20 protein-coding genes are annotated in these 20,192 nt (G+C 50.1%); 12 read left to right on the top strand and 8 right to left on the bottom strand.

What is annotated here, in order from left to right; translation table 11 throughout:
- Positions 1-290: 290 nt before the first annotated feature.
- The gene (locus NNO08_RS07380; protein WP_271456459.1) at positions 291-659 is read left to right on the top strand and encodes a hypothetical protein; all 369 of its coding nucleotides are present in this window, start codon (positions 291-293) and stop codon (positions 657-659) included.
- Between the two features lie 508 nt (positions 660-1,167).
- On the opposite strand, the gene dcp is transcribed toward NNO08_RS07380, so the two are convergent.
- Positions 1,168-3,213, bottom strand: a complete 2,046-nt coding sequence (dcp, locus tag NNO08_RS07375) for a peptidyl-dipeptidase Dcp (RefSeq protein WP_271456458.1) — start codon at positions 3,211-3,213, stop codon at positions 1,168-1,170.
- 137 nt (positions 3,214-3,350) lie between these two features.
- Here dcp and ydfG point away from each other — a divergent pair, with 137 nt between their 5' ends.
- From ydfG to ydfZ, 3 genes are all read left to right on the top strand, one after another.
- Complete coding sequence (ydfG, locus tag NNO08_RS07370; protein ID WP_137383108.1) at positions 3,351-4,097, top strand: bifunctional NADP-dependent 3-hydroxy acid dehydrogenase/3-hydroxypropionate dehydrogenase YdfG; 747 nt, start codon at positions 3,351-3,353, stop codon at positions 4,095-4,097.
- Positions 4,098-4,183: 86 nt separating this feature from the next.
- The gene (locus NNO08_RS07365) at positions 4,184-4,870 is read left to right on the top strand and encodes a GntR family transcriptional regulator (RefSeq protein WP_271455608.1); all 687 of its coding nucleotides are present in this window, start codon (positions 4,184-4,186) and stop codon (positions 4,868-4,870) included.
- Positions 4,871-5,061: 191 nt separating this feature from the next.
- Positions 5,062-5,265, top strand: coding sequence for a putative selenium delivery protein YdfZ (gene ydfZ / locus NNO08_RS07360; protein WP_003032393.1), 204 nt, complete (start codon positions 5,062-5,064; stop codon positions 5,263-5,265).
- Positions 5,266-5,331: 66 nt separating this feature from the next.
- Here the strand turns inward: ydfZ and NNO08_RS07355 are convergent, their stop codons facing one another.
- The 5 genes from NNO08_RS07355 to NNO08_RS07335 all read right to left on the bottom strand — a co-directional run bounded on the left by NNO08_RS07355 (position 5,332) and on the right by NNO08_RS07335 (position 11,087).
- Entirely contained in the window at positions 5,332-6,807 is a 1,476-nt protein-coding gene (locus NNO08_RS07355) for a mannitol dehydrogenase family protein (RefSeq protein WP_271456457.1), read from the bottom strand.
- A 165-nt stretch (positions 6,808-6,972) separates the two neighbouring features.
- Positions 6,973-8,352 carry an MFS transporter gene (locus tag NNO08_RS07350; RefSeq protein ID WP_271456456.1) on the bottom strand — a complete coding sequence of 460 codons (1,380 nt, stop codon included), beginning with the start codon at positions 8,350-8,352 and terminating at the stop codon, positions 6,973-6,975.
- A gap of 53 nt (positions 8,353-8,405) precedes the next feature.
- Positions 8,406-9,425 (bottom strand): Zn-dependent oxidoreductase, encoded by a 1,020-nt coding sequence (locus NNO08_RS07345; RefSeq protein ID WP_271456455.1) that lies wholly within the window; start codon positions 9,423-9,425, stop codon positions 8,406-8,408.
- A gap of 13 nt (positions 9,426-9,438) precedes the next feature.
- On the bottom strand, positions 9,439-10,653 hold the full coding sequence (gene rspA / locus NNO08_RS07340) for a starvation-sensing protein RspA (RefSeq protein ID WP_271456454.1): 1,215 nt from the start codon (positions 10,651-10,653) through the stop codon (positions 9,439-9,441).
- A gap of 107 nt (positions 10,654-10,760) precedes the next feature.
- A complete protein-coding gene (locus tag NNO08_RS07335) occupies positions 10,761-11,087 on the bottom strand; it encodes a YnfA family protein (RefSeq protein ID WP_005121149.1) in 327 nt (108 codons plus the stop codon).
- A 154-nt stretch (positions 11,088-11,241) separates the two neighbouring features.
- Here NNO08_RS07335 and NNO08_RS07330 point away from each other — a divergent pair, with 154 nt between their 5' ends.
- Positions 11,242-11,583 (top strand): DUF1283 family protein, encoded by a 342-nt coding sequence (locus NNO08_RS07330; RefSeq protein WP_137383113.1) that lies wholly within the window; start codon positions 11,242-11,244, stop codon positions 11,581-11,583.
- A 37-nt stretch (positions 11,584-11,620) separates the two neighbouring features.
- Complete coding sequence (speG, locus tag NNO08_RS07325) at positions 11,621-12,181, top strand: spermidine N1-acetyltransferase (protein WP_271456453.1); 561 nt, start codon at positions 11,621-11,623, stop codon at positions 12,179-12,181.
- 6 nt (positions 12,182-12,187) lie between these two features.
- On the opposite strand, the gene NNO08_RS07320 is transcribed toward speG, so the two are convergent.
- Positions 12,188-12,898, bottom strand: a complete 711-nt coding sequence (locus NNO08_RS07320; protein ID WP_271456452.1) for a YnfC family lipoprotein — start codon at positions 12,896-12,898, stop codon at positions 12,188-12,190.
- Between the two features lie 103 nt (positions 12,899-13,001).
- On the opposite strand from NNO08_RS07320, the gene NNO08_RS07315 reads away from it, so the two are divergent.
- From NNO08_RS07315 to clcB, 6 genes are all read left to right on the top strand, one after another.
- Positions 13,002-13,310 carry a DUF1161 domain-containing protein gene (locus NNO08_RS07315; RefSeq protein WP_271456451.1) on the top strand — a complete coding sequence of 103 codons (309 nt, stop codon included), beginning with the start codon at positions 13,002-13,004 and terminating at the stop codon, positions 13,308-13,310.
- A gap of 138 nt (positions 13,311-13,448) precedes the next feature.
- Positions 13,449-15,887 (top strand): selenate/tellurate reductase subunit YnfF, encoded by a 2,439-nt coding sequence (gene ynfF, locus NNO08_RS07310; RefSeq protein ID WP_442870774.1) that lies wholly within the window; start codon positions 13,449-13,451, stop codon positions 15,885-15,887.
- Between the two features lie 10 nt (positions 15,888-15,897).
- A complete protein-coding gene (locus NNO08_RS07305; protein WP_271456449.1) occupies positions 15,898-16,515 on the top strand; it encodes a DMSO/selenate family reductase complex B subunit in 618 nt (205 codons plus the stop codon).
- 1 nt (position 16,516) lies between these two features.
- The gene (locus tag NNO08_RS07300; RefSeq protein ID WP_271456448.1) at positions 16,517-17,371 is read left to right on the top strand and encodes a dimethyl sulfoxide reductase anchor subunit family protein; all 855 of its coding nucleotides are present in this window, start codon (positions 16,517-16,519) and stop codon (positions 17,369-17,371) included.
- A 42-nt stretch (positions 17,372-17,413) separates the two neighbouring features.
- Complete coding sequence (dmsD, locus tag NNO08_RS07295; protein ID WP_271456447.1) at positions 17,414-18,028, top strand: Tat proofreading chaperone DmsD; 615 nt, start codon at positions 17,414-17,416, stop codon at positions 18,026-18,028.
- Positions 18,029-18,148: 120 nt separating this feature from the next.
- Positions 18,149-19,438, top strand: a complete 1,290-nt coding sequence (gene clcB, locus NNO08_RS07290; RefSeq protein WP_271456446.1) for a voltage-gated ClC-type chloride channel ClcB — start codon at positions 18,149-18,151, stop codon at positions 19,436-19,438.
- On the opposite strand, the gene bioD is transcribed toward clcB, so the two are convergent.
- A complete protein-coding gene (gene bioD / locus NNO08_RS07285; RefSeq protein ID WP_271455707.1) occupies positions 19,394-20,089 on the bottom strand; it encodes a dethiobiotin synthase in 696 nt (231 codons plus the stop codon). The genes clcB and bioD overlap by 45 nt on opposite strands.
- Positions 20,090-20,192: the final 103 nt, after the last annotated feature.

Genomic DNA, 20,192 nt, shown 5'->3' with positions numbered 1-20,192 from the left:
CAATGCAATAGAATGAATGTGACTATTCTTATTTTATATTTAATGAAACAAAACACGTCTAAGTCAAATCGCAAAAAAGACGATAATATTAACCGCATGAAATGTGATTAAGAATCAACCATTACCTTAACGGTGTTAGAGAGAAATTACTGCTATGGTTTCCAATTAATCAGCATCGGTTCCAGGAATGTTCCCAAAATAGTTGCTTCATTCGCTACATTGTGTTCTCGTCTGCTGACGGTTCAGTTTATTTGGTGCTATGTTGGCGTGAGTTGCAATCAGGAGATGATATGTTTTCTTTTCTCAAAACCCTTCACCGTCTCATCACCACACAACAAAAGACAGAAGAGTCGAACGATCAATACTCGAACGAGCAACTCATTCAATGGGCTACAGGCTGCATGCTGGAAGGGCTTCCCGATGATTTTTATCAGGCCCGGCTATTGTGCATAAAATCCCCTGACCCTAAAAATCCTGATGGTTCGATAGTCAACGTCAATCATGACGTCATGCTCACATCTGAATCCGAATATGAACAATTTCAACCTGCTGATTTTCTTTACCCCACACAATGTCTGGAAATGATCCTTGATGGTAAGGAATGGCATCAGGCCACCATCATTTTCAACAAAGATAACGCATCGTTTAAATGGGAGTAGCTTCGCGGTAAAGAATCTGCCCGCCCATACCTGAAATCAGCTTACCTAAGCAAGGGCTCAATTACATCGTTTGCAGGACGAAATGACCAACCTTGAGACAACGATGCAGGCGATCCGCGAGCAACAATCCCTTTTTTCCCGCTGGCGCGCGGATGCGGAAGCGATTGACGCTGAATACACGCGTGCGAACGACTGAGTCTGGAAGAAACCTGGATGGGCACGGAGGGTTGTAATGTGCCTGGCCCAGATACGTATTCAAATGATGCCTTGAAGATGGCGCAGGACTTATTGCTTTAACTTTTAAATGTCTAAATGGATCCTGGCCTTCGCCCTCGCCTTTGCAAGAGGCAGTCGTTAACCACGTTCACTTCTGGCACAGAGCGGAGGAAGGCCCCCCTGCAAATTTTGCAGAATTTAAGGATTCATTTTAGGGAGGAATTTTGATGAAGAAAAAATCCGGCTAAAAACCGGGCATCGCGCCCGGTTCAATTTTTTGGCGGAGAATGTCTTAAGCGCTCAAACCACGGTGTTTGAGCATTGGCTCCATTTTGGGGTCGCGGCCACTCCACTGGCGATAAAGCTCGGCTAAATCAGTGCTGTTACCACGGGACAAAACCGCTTCGCGGAATTTCTGTCCGTTTTCACGAGTCAACCCGCCCTGCTCTACAAACCACTGATAGCCGTCATCGGCCAGCATTTGCGTCCATAAATAAGCGTAATACCCTGCGGCATAACCACCGCCGAAGATATGGGCAAAATAGCTACTGCGATAACGCGGCGGTACAGCCTGCAGATCCAATCCTTCCGCAGCCAGGGCCTGTTGCTCAAATTCATCGACTGACAGTGATGACACACTCTGCTCCAGGCTGTGCCAGCGCATATCCAGCAATGCAGCGCTGAGAAGCTCCGTCATATCATAACCTTTGTTAAACAAGCTGGCCCGTTGCATCTTCTCCAGCAATGGCTGGGGCATTTTTTCACCCGTTTCAACATGGCGAGCATAACGCGCGAAAACCTGCGGATCACTCGCCCAGTGTTCGTTAATCTGCGACGGGAACTCGACGAAATCACGCGGGGTATTCGTGCCTGACAGCGTTGCATACCGTTGGCTGGCAAACAGACCATGTAACGTGTGTCCGAACTCATGGAACAACGTGATGACATCATCCCACAGCAGCAAGGCGGGTTGGCCCTGAGCAGGTTTCTGATAGTTGCAGACGTTGTAAATGACCGGTCTGGTTTCATTTTGCAGCGATTGCTCAACAAAATTCCCCATCCAGGCACCACCACTTTTTGAGTCACGGGCAAAGAAATCACCATAAAACAGCGCCAGTCCTACGCCATCATGATCGAAAATTTCCCAAACCCGTACATCCGGATGATAAACAGGGATATCAAAGCGCTCGATGAATTTAATGCCAAACAGTTGGTTTGCTGTCCAGAAAACACCTTCATTCAGCACCGTATCCAGGGCAAAGTAAGGTTTAAGTAGCGCTTCATCAAGAGCATATTTTTCACGACGCACCTGCTCGGCATAAAATGCCCAGTCCCAGGCCTCAACCTCGAATTCGCCCTGTTGCTGATTAATCGTTTTCTGAATTTCAGCCTGCTCATTGAGCGCGCGTTGACGAGCTGCGGGCACGATCGCCCGCATAAAAGAAAGTGCCGCTTCTGGCGTTTTCGCCATCTGATCGGCAATTTTCCAGGCTGCAAAATTCGCAAAGCCCAGTAATGTTGCCTGCTCTCGGCGGATCTCCACCAGCCGTTTAATGATAGCGCGGGTATCGTTGGCATCATTTTTTTCCGCCCGCGTCCATGCCTGAGTAAACAGGTTTTTTCGTGTCTGTCGATCGCGTAACGCAGCAAGTGCCGGTTGTTGTGTGGTGTTCAATAGTGGGATAACCCAGCGAACCTCAAGTCCTTTGTTTCTGGCGGCTTCTGCCGCAACGGCAATTTCCTCTGCACTGAGTCCGTCAAGTTGATGGACATCATCCACGACCAGTGCACCTGCTTTGTTCGCCGCCAGCAAACGCTGATTGAACTGACTGGTTAACGTTGCTGACTCCGTATTTAGCGCTTTCAGACGCGCTTTGTCGGCGTCATTAAGACGTGCCCCTGCCAACACAAAGCGTTGGTGAACCACCTCCAACAGACGCAATGACTCACCTTCCAGCTCCAGCGAAGAGCGTTGCTGCCAGACGGCATCTATACGCGCAAAAAGTGCGTCATTGAGGTAGATATCATTGGCCAGCGCGGCCAGTTCAGCGGAGAACGCCTCGTCAAGACGTTGAAGCTCATCGTTGGTATGCGCTGCCGTCATCGCAAAGAAAACGCTGGTGACGCGCGTCAACAACGCCCCACTTTGCTCAAGCGCCAGCAATGTATTTGTGAAATCAGGAGCCTGTTGGTTTTGCACAATCGCCGCTATTTCAGCGCGTTTTTGTTTCACACCTTCATCAAACGCGGGCCGATAATGGCAATCTTCAATCTGATCAAATTGCGGTGCCTGGTAAGGTAATGTGCTGTGGTGCAAAAAAGGATTTGTTAACGACATCTTTTCCTCCTGAAAACGATTTGTTTACTAGAGTAGGCCTCCCAGGATTCGACCGCAATCTCGTTAAGCAGTAATAGCTCTGAGCAGAAATGACGTGCTATGGTAGTACTACATAAAAAGCGTTGAGGAACAGTGAGATGATCGTTTTAGTAACCGGAGCAACAGCAGGTTTTGGTGAGTGCATTACGCGTCGTTTTATTGAGAATGGGCATAAAGTTATTGCCACCGGACGCCGCCAGGAACGTCTGCAGGAACTGAAAGATGAACTGGGTAATAATCTGTATACCGCTCAGCTTGACGTACGCAATCGCGCATCCATTGAAGAGATGCTGGACGCCCTGCCTGCCGAATGGCGCAATATCGATATCCTGGTCAACAATGCCGGTCTGGCGCTGGGTCTTGAACCAGCCCACAAAGCGAATGTCGATGACTGGGAAACCATGATCGATACCAACAACAAAGGCCTGATTTATATGACGCGTGCCGTTCTGCCGGGCATGGTCGAGCGTAACCGCGGCCATATTATTAATATCGGCTCTACCGCCGGTAGTTGGCCGTACGCTGGCGGGAACGTGTATGGTGCAACCAAAGCGTTTGTTCGTCAGTTTAGTCTGAACCTGCGTACAGACTTACATGGCACAGCGATCCGCGTGACCGACATTGAACCCGGACTGGTTGGCGGTACCGAGTTCTCTAATGTGCGCTTCAAAGGCGACGATGATAAAGCAGGCAAAACCTACGAAAATACCACTGCACTGACTCCGCAAGATGTCACTGAAGCCGTATGGTGGGTTGCTTCGTTACCGGCTCATGTCAACATCAATACCCTTGAGATGATGCCTGTCACCCAGTCTTTTGCCGGGCTCAGCGTGCATCGAAGCTAAATGAGATACCCGGCCTTGTGCCGGGTATAGAAAGCGCTCAATAAGTGATAAAATATCCGGGTTAACTCTCTAATAAGTAAGAATGAATGACCGTAGAAACGCAGCTCAACCCTACACAGCCGGTAAATCAACAGATTTACCGTATTCTTCGCAGCGATATCGTGCATTGCCTGATTGCACCCGGTACGCCATTGTCGGAGAAAGAGGTTTCCGTACGCTTTAACGTGTCTCGCCAGCCGGTACGAGAAGCATTCATCAAACTGGCAGAAAACGGTTTGATTCAGATCCGTCCACAACGTGGCAGTTACGTGAATAAAATCTCGCTGTCGCAGGTGCAAAATGGCTGTTTTGTACGTCAGGCCATTGAGTGTGCCGTGGCCCGCCGCGCCGCCTCGATGATCACCGACAACCAGTGCTATCAACTTGAACAAAACCTGCATCAGCAACGCATTGCCATTGACCGTAAGCAGCTCAACGATTTCTTCCAGCTTGATGATGAGTTTCATCAGAAACTGGCATTAATCGCTGATTGCCAGCTTGCCTGGGACACCGTCGAGAATATTAAAGCCACGATTGACCGTGTGCGCTATATGAGTCTGGATCACGTCTCCCCGCCTGAAATGCTACTTCGTCAGCACCATGATATTTTTGCGGCGCTGGTAAAACATGATGGCGATGCCGTCGAGTATGCAATGAAGCTGCATCTACAGGAAATTAGCGAATCTGTTCAGCTTATTCGTCAGGAAAATAGCGACTGGTTTAGCGAAGACTAATATGTAGCTCACCTCTTACTGAGGTGAGTCTCCCCGTACTTTCCTCCTCTCCTGCATATCCCCATAAAAAAAGCTGTGATTTTGATCGAAAACAAAAAAAATCATTAACGAGAAGCGTATTTATATTGCGCCCGTTACGTGGGACTAAAAGCCCACGGGCTTTGACGGTAAGTTGGAAAGGAGAAAACACCATGAAAACATACGATCGTAACCGCAACGCAATCACCACTGGCAGCCGCGTCATGATTAGTGACACCGGACTCACTGGCCGTATTACAGCCATTGACACCGATGGCCTGACCGCTGAGCAAATCCGCCGCGGTAAAACAGTGGAAATCGAAGGATGTGAAGGCAAATATGCCCCCCTCGAACTGATTCGTTTAGGCATGAACTAATTGGTGTGAATGCCAAAAACAATGCGCCATCTGGCTGTTGTTAAAGCCGGATGGCGACATAGAGAGTTATCTTACTGACTGTAATTTCGCAGCATATTTCGCAACCGTTGCTTTCGCGCCTTCCGCCAGCAAAGTCAGGTACGCTTCTGTAACCCGCTTTTTAAACAGTTCAATCTGTGGCAGTTCGTCACCAAAAATAGCGTCTATAGCCAATAGCGCCTGCACACGCTCTTCACCTTCGTGACTGTTCTGTACCGCTTTCTGGATCACTGGCAGCAGCGGATCGCTAATTTCAATTGCTTGTCCCTGCTCATCCCCCCCCCCGACATAGCGCATCCAACCCGCCACACCGAGTGCAAGCAGATCAAAACCACTACCGTGCACAATATGCCAACGCACAGAGTCAAGCATACGTTGTGGCAGTTTCTGACTACCGTCCATGGCAATCTGCCAGGTACGGTGGCGCAACGCCGGGTTGCTATAACGGTCAATCAGTAAGTCGGCATAATGCTGGAGATCCACCCCTTTCACCTTCAATGTTGGTGCTTGCTCCTGCAGCATCAAGGCGCGGGCGGCGACACGATAGTTCTCGTCCCCCATACAATCGTTGATGTGTTGATATCCTGCCAGGTAGCCGAGGTAAGCAAGGAAAGAGTGGCTGCCGTTAAGCATGCGCAACTTCATCTCTTCGAACGGGATAACATCTGCCACCAGCTCAGCCCCGGCTTTTTCCCACTCTGGACGCCCAGCGACAAAGTTATCTTCAATGACCCACTGACGGAACGGTTCGCATGCCACACCCGCCGGATCGCGTACCCCGGTAAGTTGTTCAATTTTGTCCAGCGTATCTGCGGTTACCGCCGGGACAATACGGTCAACCATTGTTGACGGGAACGTCACATGTTGTTCGATCCATGCGGCCAGCCCAGCATCCACCGCGCGTGCATATGCGGTGACAACATTGCGCATCACATGACCGTTTTCAGGCATGTTGTCACAAGACATCACGGTAAACGCACCTAAACCTGCGGCTTTACGGCGTGCAAGTGCTTCAACCACCACACCCGGCGCGGTCTTCGGCTGTTTTGGGTTTTGCAGGTCGGCGGCAATCATCGGGTTATCCAACATCAATTGCCCGGTCGCCGGAGAGTGGCAATACCCCTTCTCAGTAATGGTCAGGGAAACGATCGCCACCTGCGGTTCGCACAGCGCGGCCAGTACAGCTTCCAGCCCATCAACCTGCGCATGCAACGCCTTTTTCACCACGCCAACAACTCTTGCTGTCCAGGCATCCGCAGACATTTCCGCAACGGTGTACAGGTTATCTTGCTGTTTCAAATCAGCAATCTGCTGCTCTCCGCCAATCAGGTTTACTTCGCAATATCCCCAGTCACTATTGTGATCTGCTGCCAGAATGTCAGCGTATACCCCCTGGTGTGCGCGGTGGAAAGCACCGAACCCCAGGTGAACAATACGCGGAACCAGTTTTGTACGATCGTAGCCAGGAAGTGCAGCCTTAGCCGCTAAGAGCTTGTTTTGCATTGTATGACCTACTTATCAATGAAATCAGGACTGTCTCAGAGTAACGCCTGTATGGTTGTATGTTTTGATTTGCATTAAACTTTCTATGATTGGTATGACATCATTTAAAGCTGTGTAATAGCATGGTCAGGCCATCAGTTCAGACCTGACCATACCCTGTCCGTACTAGACTGCCTGAGTGGCTCCGGCACGAACCTTCTCGGTTTTGCTCACTTCCGCAGCATCTTCCAGGACACTCAAATCACGGTCTTTCACTTCAGGCATTAGCAGTGCTGAAACCAAACCAATGAGCGAGTAAGCCATAACCATCACCAGAATCGGCCACCAGGAATTTGTCATGTTGCAGAAAATACCAGCCAGAACAGGACCAAAACCAACGGCCACCAATCCACCGGCCTCTTTTGAAATTGCCATTCGGGTGAAGCGATTACGCGCACCGAACATTTCAGCCATGGTAATATTTTCGAGTGCGAACAATCCCAGCACCGCAAAATTATGAATAACAATCAGCGCAGTCATAATGACGCCGGGGCTATACGTTTTATCTACAACAATCGATAACATTGGATAAGCAAGAATAATTGCAGATATATTCAGAATTATATATGGCAAACGGCGACCAAATTTATCTGACAACCACCCTAACAAGGGTATTGTAATAAAGCCAAGAACAGAACTAATCATTAAGGCATCTGTCGGTATTGATTTATCAAACAACAGTGTTTGCACCAAATATCCGGCAAGGAAAGTCTGAATTAAACCTGAGTTACCCGCCTGTCCAAAACGTAAGCCGGTTGCCAACCAGAAAGACTTACTACTAAACATTGCACCCAGCGTATTTTCTGACGGGTTATTCAATGCAGGTGCATTTTCCTCATCATTAACTTTCTCAAATACTGGACTTTCTTTGAGGTTCATTCGCAACCAGATGGCAAAAATCATAACCACTACACTCGCCAGGAACGGAATTCGCCAACCCCAGGCTAACAATTCCTCACGATCAAGGGCAAAGAACATCACGGCCCAGATTGCAGTAGCACTTAATGTGCCGCAGTTAGTTCCCATTGCAACAAGAGAGGAAATGATACCGCGTTTTCCTTTTGGTGCGTACTCTGCGAGCATTGTACCCGCACCAGAGATTTCGGCTCCTGCACCAAGTCCCTGCACAATACGCAGCGTCACCAGCAAAACAGGAGCAAAAATTCCAATTTGCGCATATGTCGGTAACACACCAATTAATGTTGTACAGATCCCCATCATAGTTATTGTAATAAACAGCACTTTTTTTCGACCAATACTATCCCCCATTTTACCGAAAATAAATGCTCCAACTATTCGTGCAATATACCCTGCCCCGTATGTACCCATTGCCAGAATGAGTGCCATGGCTGCAGATTGTTCCGGGAAAAATATTTCATGAAATACCAGTGCGGCACCCAATGAATATAATTGGAAATCCATAAATTCGAGAGCTGTCCCTAACCATCCTGAAACGGCTGCTCTCACCAGATCTTTCGTTGACCTTTCGTGTTTTTCTTGATTCATATTGGCTATCTCTAAGAGGTAAGATGCGTACCACTTACTCGCAGTTATTAATATTATTCAGTGAATGTGAGTAAAACTTTGCAGCAGTGCTGCTGATCTTTCTCAAACAATTCAATTGCGTCGGTAACGTTGTGATAGTCAAAAGTATGGGTAATGAGTTTATTAGGGTCGATAAGTCCTTTGACCAACCAATCAATAACTACCGGGAATTTATTTGCATTTAATCTTGAAGAATAGATTGAAAGCTCTTTCCCTGTAATACCTTGCTGCACAATCTGGCAAGGCTCGCTGGAGAATCCCATTAAAACGATTCGCGCAGCCGGTGATGCCAGCGTGATAGCCTCCTGTAAAATGGATGGATGACAAGCCGCATCCACGATAATCGTAGGTTTCAGCGCCTTCTCAGCAAGAAAATCCTGCAATGATTGCTGCCCATTATTGACTGTCCAGTCAGCGCCGCACTGTTTTGCCATCGTCAGACGTTCGTCAATTCTGTCTGCAATCACTACTGTTTTTACGTTGTAAACATGTTTAAGTGCCTGAACAGTCGTGAGCCCCATCGGGCCGGCTCCGTAAATCAGTGCGATATCGTTCTCTGTTGGTTGAATTTGTCCGGTCACGTTTGCCGCGATGGTAAAAGGTTCCACCATAACAGCGTGCTCATCTTTCACTGCGTCAGGGATTAACCAGGCATTTTTCGCGGGTACAACCGCGTACTCACTAAAACCGCCATCACGATGAACACCCAATACAACCAGCGAGGTGCAAACGTTTGGTTTACCAATTGAGCAAGGGTAGCAGTGTCCACAACTGATAACCGGATCAACGGACACACGTTCACCTATACGCGAACGCTCTACTCCTTCACCTACAGCATCTATTACACCAAAGAATTCATGGCCAATAACTCGCGGATATTTCGCAAATGGATTATGTCCACGATAAATATGGCTGTCTGAACCGCAAATCCCCGCCAGTTTTACTTTTACCCGGACCTCTCCTTCTGAGGGTTCTGGTACTGGTCGCTGCGCGATAACAAGCGTATTCGGTTTTTCAATCACAATACTATTCATAACAAATCACTCCTTACCAGTTCCACAACGTGCCATCTTCAAGACGGGCGACCGGCAGATATGCGGGATCGTACGGATATTTCGCTGCAAGTTTTTCGTCAAACTCGATACCGAGCCCTGGTTTGTCACCTGGGTGCATATAGCCGTTATCAAAGGTCCAGTTATGCGGGAACACTTCCAACATCTGCTCTGAGTACCCCATATATTCCTGCACACCGAAGTTTGGTACCCAAAGATCGAAATGCAGCGCAGCGGCCATGCAGACTGGCGACAAATCGGAAGGTCCATGAGAACCCGTGCGAACCTGATAAAGTGAGGCAAAATCAGCAATACGACGCATACCGGTGATACCGCCTGCGTGGGTAATAGTGGTGCGAATATAGTCAATCAGCTGTTCTTCAATAAGCTGCTTGCAGTCCCAGATACTGTTGAAGACTTCCCCTACGGCAATCGGCGTGACCGTATGCTGGCGGATCAGGCGGAAGCACGCCTGGTTTTCAGCTGGGGTTGGGTCTTCCATCCAGAACAGACGGTATTGCTCAATACTTTTGCCGAAACGGGCCGCTTCAATAGGCGTCAGGCGGTGGTGCATGTCATGCAGAAGATGTTCATCAAAACCAAATTTGTTGCGAACGGCTTCAAACAATTTCGGTGTGAAATCGAGATATTTCTCCGTCGACCACAGCTGCTCTTCCGGCCATTGGCCTTTGGTCGCAGGTTCGTAGGCCTGGCCTTTACCTTTAGACATACCGTAGGTGGTCTTCATCCCCGGTACACCACACTGCACCCGGATTGCTTTAAACCCCATCTCTTTATGACGCGCGTAATCCTCCAGCACATCATCAATGGAATGACCGGTTGTGTGACAGTACACCATGACGCCTTCGCGTGATGCGCCACCCAGCAACTGGTACAACGGCATATTCGCCGCTTTCGCTTTAATATCCCACAGGGCCATATCTACCGCAGAAATCGCCGACATCGTTACCGGGCCGCGACGCCAGTAAGCCCCCTTGTAGAAAAACTGCCAGATATCCTCAATTCGATGCGCATCACGCCCAATTAGCTGTGGACACACATGATCTTTCAGGTAGGACGCCACGGATAATTCACGCCCGTTCAGCGTGGCATCCCCTAATCCGGTGATCCCATCGTCTGTCGTGATTTTCAGCGTGACAAAATTACGTCCTGGACAGGTAACAAAAACTTCAGCCCCGACAATCTTCATTTTTTAATCCTTACATCTCTTCTTGTGATGCAGGAAATTTACCCAACTGAGCTACTACCATACAAGTATAAAGATCAAAAAAGCGCTCACTGATCACAAAAAAGGCGCTATGCGCGCCCCCATCCAGCCACGATGATCAACATCCCACACAGTGCCACTAACGCACCGGACCAGTCGTACAGGCTCAGTTTTACGCCATCGACAATGCGTAACCATAGCAATGCAGTCACCACATAGACACCACCATACGCGGCATATACCCGCCCGCTCGCCGCCGGATGTAGCGTCAGCAACCAGACGAACAGCGCTAATGACACCCCGGCGGGAACCAGCAGCCAGGCCGTCGCCCCACGCTTAAGCCAGAGCCAGGGTAAAAAGCAGCCAATGATTTCGCATAACGCGGTGACGAAGAAAAGTAATGTTGTCTTAAGCATTGAAGTTACTCAGTTACCTTCGGTTTAACCATGATACGACAGAATATGTCCAACGTATCCATATGCGCCCAGTGGGTATGCCCTGGCGCAGGAATAGTGTAGAATTTAGCCCTGTTTTATCGTTTTTTTCCCTTTCTCATTAAAGGAATTCGCCATGAAAATTACACTGACCAAACGCCTGTGCCTGACGGCCATGCTGACGCTGGCGGCGGCTGTGTACACCTCTTCCGCATTTGCTGAAACCAGTAAACTGGTCATAGAGTCCGGGGACAGTGCGCAAAGTCGTCAACAGGCCGCAATGGAAAAGGAACAATGGAACGATACGCGTCAGTTGCGTCAGAAAGTCAACAAGCGTACAGAGAAAGAGTGGGACAAAGCCGACGCTGCTTTTGATAGCCGTGATAAATGCGAACAAAGCGCGAACCTGAATGCGTATTGGGAGCCTAACACCCTGCGTTGTCTCGATCGCCGCACTGGCCGCACCGTTGCCCCATAATCATTGTGCTCACCAGAAGATATTGAAAGGATACGATATGGCAAGCGACCTCAGTGTAAAGCTGCGCCCGCTGGAGCGTGAAGATTTACGTTTCGTCCATCAGCTTGATAACAACGCCAGCGTCATGCGCTACTGGTTTGAAGAACCTTACGAAGCGTTTGTGGAGCTGTCAGACCTGTATGACAAACACATTCACGACCAAAGTGAACGCCGTTTTGTGGTCGAGTGTGACGGTGAAAAAGCCGGGCTGGTGGAGCTGGTTGAAATAAACCATGTGCACCGCCGGGCTGAATTTCAGATCATCATTTCCCCGGATTACCAGGGCAAAGGTCTGGCAACGCGCGCGGCAAAACTGGCGATGGATTACGGTTTTACCGTGCTTAACTTATATAAGCTGTATCTGATCGTTGATAAAGAGAACGAAAAAGCAATTCACATCTACCGCAAACTTGGCTTTATGGTGGAAGGTGAACTGATTCATGAGTTCTTTATTAACGGCCAATACCGTAACACCATTCGCATGTGTATCTTCCAACAGCAATATCTGGCCGACCACAAAACACCGGGTTCCAACCTGTTACAACCTACCGCTCAGTAAAAACGGTTAGTAGTAATCAATGGTGTTTTCAATCGAGTAATGATGCTCAACTGCCGGCTTAACGCTTTCGTCAACGATAACCAGCTGGCAGTTGATCGGATTAGCATACGAATCATACTCACAGGTTTGTTTGACGTTACCTAAAGGGCGATCGTTCAGCATGCTTACTGCCGTGTAATCCAGTTTTTTCAATGGATCGGTTGACGGCTTAGCGTCAACCTGCAGCGTATTGTCCTTACTGATGGTGGTTTTGCCGAGCGGGTAGCCTTCCGCGTCATACCGGTACTGCACTTTCATCTCTTTTCCCGTGGCGGACACAATAAAACCGTTATCGTCGGTATCCCACACTACGCCCGCAGAAGGCAGTTCCGCCAGTTGGCATTTCCCCTGTAAACGGATCCGTTTTTCCAGCGTTTCGGCGTCCCGATAGAAGTTCGCATCCAGCACTAATGCCATTCCCGTATTATTTTCGACATCATGCAATTCCAGCGTATCAAAACAGCCTTCCTGCGAGAGCGTACCTGTGACGCGCTTGGTCACTTCGCCTTTGTCGTTGAGCAGGGTCTGACTAAAATCTTTCACCGGGCCGCGTAACGGATCAAAATCAAACTCATTGGAGAAGCTGGCCATTTCCGGCGTAAAGGAAACCAGCCCTTTGGCGTTATCACACCCAACCAACACGATACACAGGAAACCTAACAGGGTCTGTTTCTTCACATTTTTCACCGGGATAAGTAGATAATTCTCAATCATATTAGCAAATACAGTTATTTACACCAGAAATGCTAATCTTAGTTTATGTCGATCACGAAAGGAGTTGATGATGAAATACATAACAGGAATTGCCGCGAGCTTATTATTGGTCGCTTCCCCGCAGATCCTGGCGGCGCCCGCGTCCTGTGAGCGCGTGAAGAGTGATATCGAACAGCGCATTATTAATAATGGTGTCGCGGAATCCAGTTTCACGCTGAATATTGTTCCTAATGACCAGGCCGATCAGCCTGATTCACTGGTGGTCGGTCATTGTGCCAATGATACGCACAAGATCCTCTATACCCGAACCCACAGCGGTAACACGCCCGCAAACAGTAGCCCTTCTCAAGACGGACACGTAGCTGAACCGCAATAAATTTTTACCCTCCGTTCGCGGAGGGTCACTCCTGTTTGATATGCATTAATAAGATTTACCTATAAATAGGTAGACTCGACTCCATTGTTAGCAAGCTAGTTATTTCGTTATAAAACAATATATATAACGATAATTACAATGGAGTGGGTTATGTCTGAAGATGAGCAATATGGAGGTATTAGCCGCAGGACGTTAGTGAAATCCTCGGCTATAGGTTCACTGGCACTTGCGGCCGGTGGCCTGTCACTACCCTTTGGTATTCGTGCCGCTGCTGCTGCCGTACAGCAATCAGTGCAACCTGTTGAAGATAAAGCTGTCTGGAGTTCCTGTACGGTTAACTGCGGCAGCCGTTGCCTATTACGTCTGCATGTGAAAGATGATGCAGTCTACTGGGTTGAATCTGACACGACCGGCGATGATACCTACGGTAACCACCAGGTTCGCGCCTGCTTGCGTGGTCGTTCGATTCGCCGTCGAATGAACCACCCTGACCGCCTCAAATACCCGATGAAACGCGTTGGTAAACGCGGTGAAGGTAAATTTGAGCGTATCAGTTGGGATGAAGCGCTGGATACCGTTGCCGGAAACCTGAAGCGTATTTTGCATGATTACGGTAATGAAGCCGTTCACGTTCTTTACGGTACCGGTGTGGATGGCGGTAATATCACGAACTCCAACGTCCCCTACCGTTTGATGAATTCCTGTGGCGGCTATTTAAGTCGTTACGGGAGTTACAGCACCGCACAAATCAGCGCCGCCATGGGATATATGTTCGGTGCTAACGACGGTAACAGCCCCGACGATATCGCCAACACAAAGCTGGTTGTGATGTTTGGTAATAACCCAGCCGAAACGCGTATGAGCGGCGGTGGTGTAACCTGGTATGTCGAGCAGGCACGTGAGCGGTCAAATGCCAGAATGATCGTTATCGATCCACGCTACAACGACACCGCCGCAGGTCGTGAAGATGAATGGCTGCCTATTCGCCCAGGAACGGATGCTGCACTGGCCGCCGCAATCGCCTGGGTGCTGATCACAGAAGATCTGATTGATAAACCTTTCCTTGATAAATACTGCGTCGGCTACGATGAAACCACTCTCCCCGCCAGCGCACCGCGTAATGCGCACTACAAAGCCTATATATTAGGTGACGGCCCGGACGGAATTGCCAAAACACCGCAATGGGCATCTCAGATTACCAGCATCCCAGCAGACAAAATCATCCAGTTAGCGCGTGAAATCGGTTCAGCAAAACCGGCTTACATCTGTCAGGGCTGGGGACCACAACGCCATTCCAACGGTGAACAGACAGCCCGAGCAATCACCATGCTCTCTGTTTTGACAGGAAACGTAGGAATTAACGGCGGTAACTCCGGTATGCGTGAAGGGACCTGGGATTTGGGTGTTGAATGGTTCTCCATGTTGGAGAACCCGGTCAAAACACAGATATCGGTGTTCACCTGGACAGATGCTATCGATCATGGCGCAGAAATGACAGCCACCCGCGACGGTGTACGCGGTAAAGATAAACTGGATGTGCCTATCAAGTTTATCTGGTGCTATGCCAGTAATACGCTCATCAACCAGCATGGCAATATTGCTCATACTCATGACGTTTTACAGGATGACAGTAAGTGCGAAATGATTGTCGGCATTGAGCACTTTATGACCGCATCGGCGAAGTACTGCGACATCCTGCTGCCGGATCTGATGCCTACTGAACAGGAAGACCTCATTTCACATGAGTCCGCCGGGAATATGGGCTATGTGATCCTCGGACAGCCCGCTACCTCACCTAAATTTGAACGAAAACCCATCTACTGGATGTTAAGTGAAGTCGCGAAACGCCTGGGCCCGGACGTCTATCAAAAATTCACGGAAGGCCGCACCCAGCACGAGTGGGTGAAATATCTGCATGCCAAAACCAAAGAACGTAACCCAGAAATGCCGGATTACGAAGAGATGAAAACGACCGGTATTTTCAAGAAAAAATGCCCGGAAGAACACTATGTCGCTTTCCGTTCATTCCGCGAAGATCCTGCGGCAAACCCGTTGAAAACACCATCCGGGAAAATTGAGATTTACTCTGAAAGGCTGGCCACCATTGCCGAGACATGGGAACTCAAGAAAGACGAGATTGTGCATCCGCTACCGGCTTATGCGCCAGGCTTTGACGGCTGGGATGACCCCAAACGCAAAACGTATCCGCTACAGCTCACCGGATTCCACTATAAGGCGCGAACTCACTCAAGCTACGGCAACATTGATGTTTTACAACAGGCATGCCCACAGGAAATCTGGATTAACCCCGTCGATGCCCGTTCACGTGGCATTCATCACGGCGATACGGTGCGGGTGTTTAACAGCAATGGTCTGATGCTGATCGCTGCGAAAGTCACACCGCGTATTTTGCCCGGCGTGACAGCCATCGGCCAAGGCGCATGGCTCAATGCTGATATGTTTGGTGACCAGATCGATCACGGTGGCTCTATCAACATTCTCACGTCACATCGCCCTTCTCCGTTAGCGAAGGGGAATCCATCCCACAGTAATCTCGTTCAGGTTGAAAAGGCGTAAGGTGTAACCCATGACGACTCAATACGGATTTTTTATCGACTCCGCCCGTTGCACCGGTTGTAAAACTTGCGAACTGGCCTGCAAAGACTTCAAAAATTTAACGCCGGACGTCAGTTTCCGCCGTATCTACGAATACGCCGGCGGTGACTGGCAGGAAGATAACGGTGTCTGGCACCAGAGCGTTTTCGCCTACTACCTCTCCATTGCGTGTAACCACTGTGAAGACCCGGCCTGCACCAAGGTGTGTCCAAGCGGCGCGATGCACAAACGTGAAGATGGTTTTGTGGTCGTGGATGAAGACGTGTGCATTGGCTGTCGCTATTGCCACATGGCCTGCCCGTATGGCGCACCGCAATACAATGCTGCCAAAGGGCACATGACCAAGTGCGATGGCTGTCATGAACGCGTTGCGGAGGGTAAGAAACCCATCTGTGTCGAATCCTGTCCGCTGCGGGCGCTGGACTTCGGCCCGATAGAGGAACTGCGTAAAAAACACGGCACCCTGGCCGCGGTTGCGCCGCTCCCTGGCGCGCACTTTACCAAACCAAGCATCGTCATCAAACCAAATGCCAATAGCCGCCCGACCGGGGATACCACGGGTTATCTGGCTAATCCGAAGGAGGTGTAAAATGGGAAGTGGATGGCATGAATGGCCGCTGGTACTGTTCACGGTTCTGGGCCAATGCGTAGCCGGCGCGCTAATCGTCAGTGGGCTGGGTTGGTTTACCGCTAAAAACGATGTTGTAAGACAGCGCATTGTTCGCAGTATGTTTTTTCTTTGGCTGGTAATGGGCATCGCATTCCTGGCCTCGGTTATGCATTTGGGGTCTCCGTTACGCGCATTTAACTCGCTGAACAGAATCGGTGAGTCAGCGCTAAGTAATGAAATTGCCAGCGGCTCGCTGTTTTTTGCCGTCGGTGGTTTATGGTGGCTGGTCGCTTTTCTCGGTAAAATGCCCGCTGCATTAGGTAAAATATGGCTGCTGGTAGGCATGCTGCTGGGCGTGGTGTTTGTCTGGGCGATGACCAACGTTTACCAGATAGATACCGTACCGACCTGGTATAATGGTTACACTACGGTGGCCTTTTTCATGACCCTGCTTCTGAGCGGGCCACTCTTTGCCGCCCTGCTACTGCGTGCTGCTGGTGTTTCTTTTCATGCCAACGTGTTCGCGGGGATCAGTGTGCTGGCGTTGCTGGTGAGTGCGGCTGTGATTGTCCTGCAGGGACTTTCCCTCGGCACAATCCACAGTTCAGTGCAATTCGCCAACGCGCTGGTACCTGACTACGGCAGCTTACAGGTGTGGCGCATCCTCTTGCTGGCCGCAGGTCTTGGGTGCTGGATATGCCCGCTTATCCGCCGTAAAGACCCGCATGCCACTGGGCTGGCGTTAGGTTTAATTTTAGTCCTGGCCGGTGAAATCATTGGTCGTGGTTTGTTTTATGGTTTGCATATGACAGTCGGAATGGCTGTTGCAGGTTAACTCTCGGGTGCGGGGCAACCCGCACTGTTCAGGATTGTTTGCATGACCCATTTTTCACAATGTGACAACTTTTCAACCGCTGCGCGCGTTCTGGGCGCGTTGTTCTACTATGCACCAGATAGCGCAGAAGCATCTGCGATGGTCAGTGCGTTAAAAGCGGATGGCTGGCAAGCACAGTGGCCGCTGCCGGAAGCTACGCTGTCGCCACTGGCTGCACAGATGCAGACAGATAGCGATGAAACGCTCCCGCAAGCCTGGCAACGTTTGTTTATCGGCCCCTACGCATTGCCATCCCCGCCCTGGGGTTCGGTCTGGCTGGATCGCGAAAACGTGTTGTTTGGTGAATCCACTCTGGCGTTACGTCAATGGATGCGCGACAACGGCATTCAGTTTGCTCTGCAACAGAATGAGCCAGAAGATCACTTTGGTTCGTTGTTACTGCTGACAGCCTGGCTTGCCGAAAATGGCCGCCACACCGAATGTGAGCAGTTGCTGGCCTGGCACCTACTGCCGTGGTCGGCTCGCTTCCTCGATGTTTTTATTGAGAAGGCGAACCATCCGTTCTACCAGGCGTTGGGTAAACTGGCTCGCCCGACACTGGCACAATGGCAGTCGCAGTTATTAGTTCCGGTGGCAGATAAACCATTGTTCCGTTAATTTCGCCTATGGGCAGGATATTCCCTGCCCATTTACCCTAGAGTTTCGCACGCTGAGCTTTTGCTTCTGCGGCTAATTACCCTCAAAATAGACCGTCTGAATTTTCCTGTCTGGCAACCCATGCATCGCTTACATGCTTATCCTGACCTGCGTACCCTTTTTCGGCGTCTACTGATCGCCGCGCTGATTGGTATCCTTGCAGCCCTGGCCGTTGCAGGATTTCGTCATGCGATGCAATTGCTTGAATGGCTGTTCCTGAGTAACGATACGGGAAGCCTGGTCAACGCCGCAACAAATCTGCCGCCGTTCAGACGCATGCTGACACCTGCGCTCGGTGGTCTGGCGGCTGGACTTTTACTCTGGGGCTGGCAAAAATTTAATCGTTTACGCCCACAGGCTCCTACAGATTATATGGAAGCCCTGCAGACTGACGGACAGTTCGACGTCAGAGCAAGTCTGGTGAAATCACTGGCCTCTTTGGTCGTCGTGGCAAGCGGCAGCGCCATTGGTCGTGAAGGGGCAATGATTTTATTGGCCGCACTGGCGGCCTCGTGCTTCGCACAACGTTTCACACCGCGTTCAGAATGGAAATTATGGATTGCCTGCGGGGCGGCTGCGGGTATGGCTGGTGCATATCACGCGCCGTTGGCGGGTAGCTTATTTATTGCCGAAGTGCTGTTTGGCACGTTGATCCTCGCCTCATTAGGGCCGGTGGTTGTCTCCGCCGTCGTCGCATTGTTAACCACCAATGCGCTTAGCGACAGCAACGCGCTGCTGTATACCGTTCATCTGACTCGGGAACTGCATGTGCTGGAATATGTGATGATTATCAGCACTGGACTGTTAGCCGGTCTCTGCGGACCTCTTTTTATGTGGCTTATGACCACCAGTCACAACAGCTTTTTGCGCTTAAAGCTCGCACCACCAGGCCAGTTAGCCCTGGGCGGGCTGATCGTTGGCCTGTTGTCGCTATTTACTCCTGCGGTCTGGGGCAACGGCTACAGCGTAGTACAATCGTATTTACTCTCTCCTCCTTTGCTCGCCGTCATCAGTGGAATTTTCATCTGCAAGTTACTGGCCGTACTCGCCAGTAGCGGGTCAGGGGCACCCGGCGGCGTGTTTACACCCACGCTGTTCGTCGGTTTATCGATCGGTATGTTGCTGGGACGGGTATGGGGATTCTGGCTTCCGGGTACGGATGAAATTGCGGTACTGTTGGGCTTAACAGGAATGGCTACACTGCTGGCGGCGACGACCCATGCCCCCATTATGTCGACATTGATGGTCTGTGAAATGACCGGGGAGTATCAACTACTCCCCGGCCTGTTGATTGCATGCGTCGTGGCGTCAGTGCTGTCGCGAACGTTACGCCATGACTCTATCTACAGACAACACGCTGCCGAGCATTGACAGACGAATGTACTGAGAAAGCTCGCGCTGCTCTGCACGTGGCAAATAAGGCAATTCACCTATCAACGGTGCCGGCAATTTTTTGCTTAGCACGTCGATGATTTCGGCATAATGCGCCAATCCTGGGTTAATACGGTTCGCTACCCAGCCAATCAACGGCAACCCGTCACTGGCAATCGCCTGTGCGGTAAGAATGGCATGGTTAATACAGCCTTCCTGAATACCCACCACCATCAGAACCGGGAGTTGCTCCTGTACCACCCACTCAGATAACGGACGCAGATCGTTCATCAGACTACGCCAGCCACCTGTGCCTTCAACAACAACGTGATCAACCTTCTCGCTCAGGCTTGCCAGTCCATTGGATAACAGGGTGTAGTTAACAGGACCGCTATGCGCCACGCTGCTTTCGTCTTCGCTCAGCGCGATAGGATTAACCGCCTCGTACGGCAGTTCGATGGATGACACGCTTTGCAGTACCAGCGCATCTTTATTGCGCATACCTTCCGGTGTCTCTTTGCTGCCTTTGGCGACGGGTTTGTAACCCGCCACACGTTTACCCCCTGACGCTAACGCTTGTAGTAATGCGCGGGAAACCACGGTCTTCCCAACAGAAGTGTCTGTACCTGTAATAAAGAAACGCTTCAGCATCACTAACTCCACCGTATGCTATGAAAATATAAGTCAGGAAAATAAAACAGTGGAGAAAGTCTAAGGTATGACGGCCAGAACCAGCTTGAGATAGCGCAATTTT

Origin of the sequence: Citrobacter sp. Igbk 17, assembly GCF_028069775.1 — a bacterium.
GTDB lineage: Bacteria > Pseudomonadota > Gammaproteobacteria > Enterobacterales > Enterobacteriaceae > Citrobacter.
The sequence above is the reverse complement of the archived record's forward strand: the minus strand, read 5'-3'. Positions and strand labels throughout refer to the sequence as shown.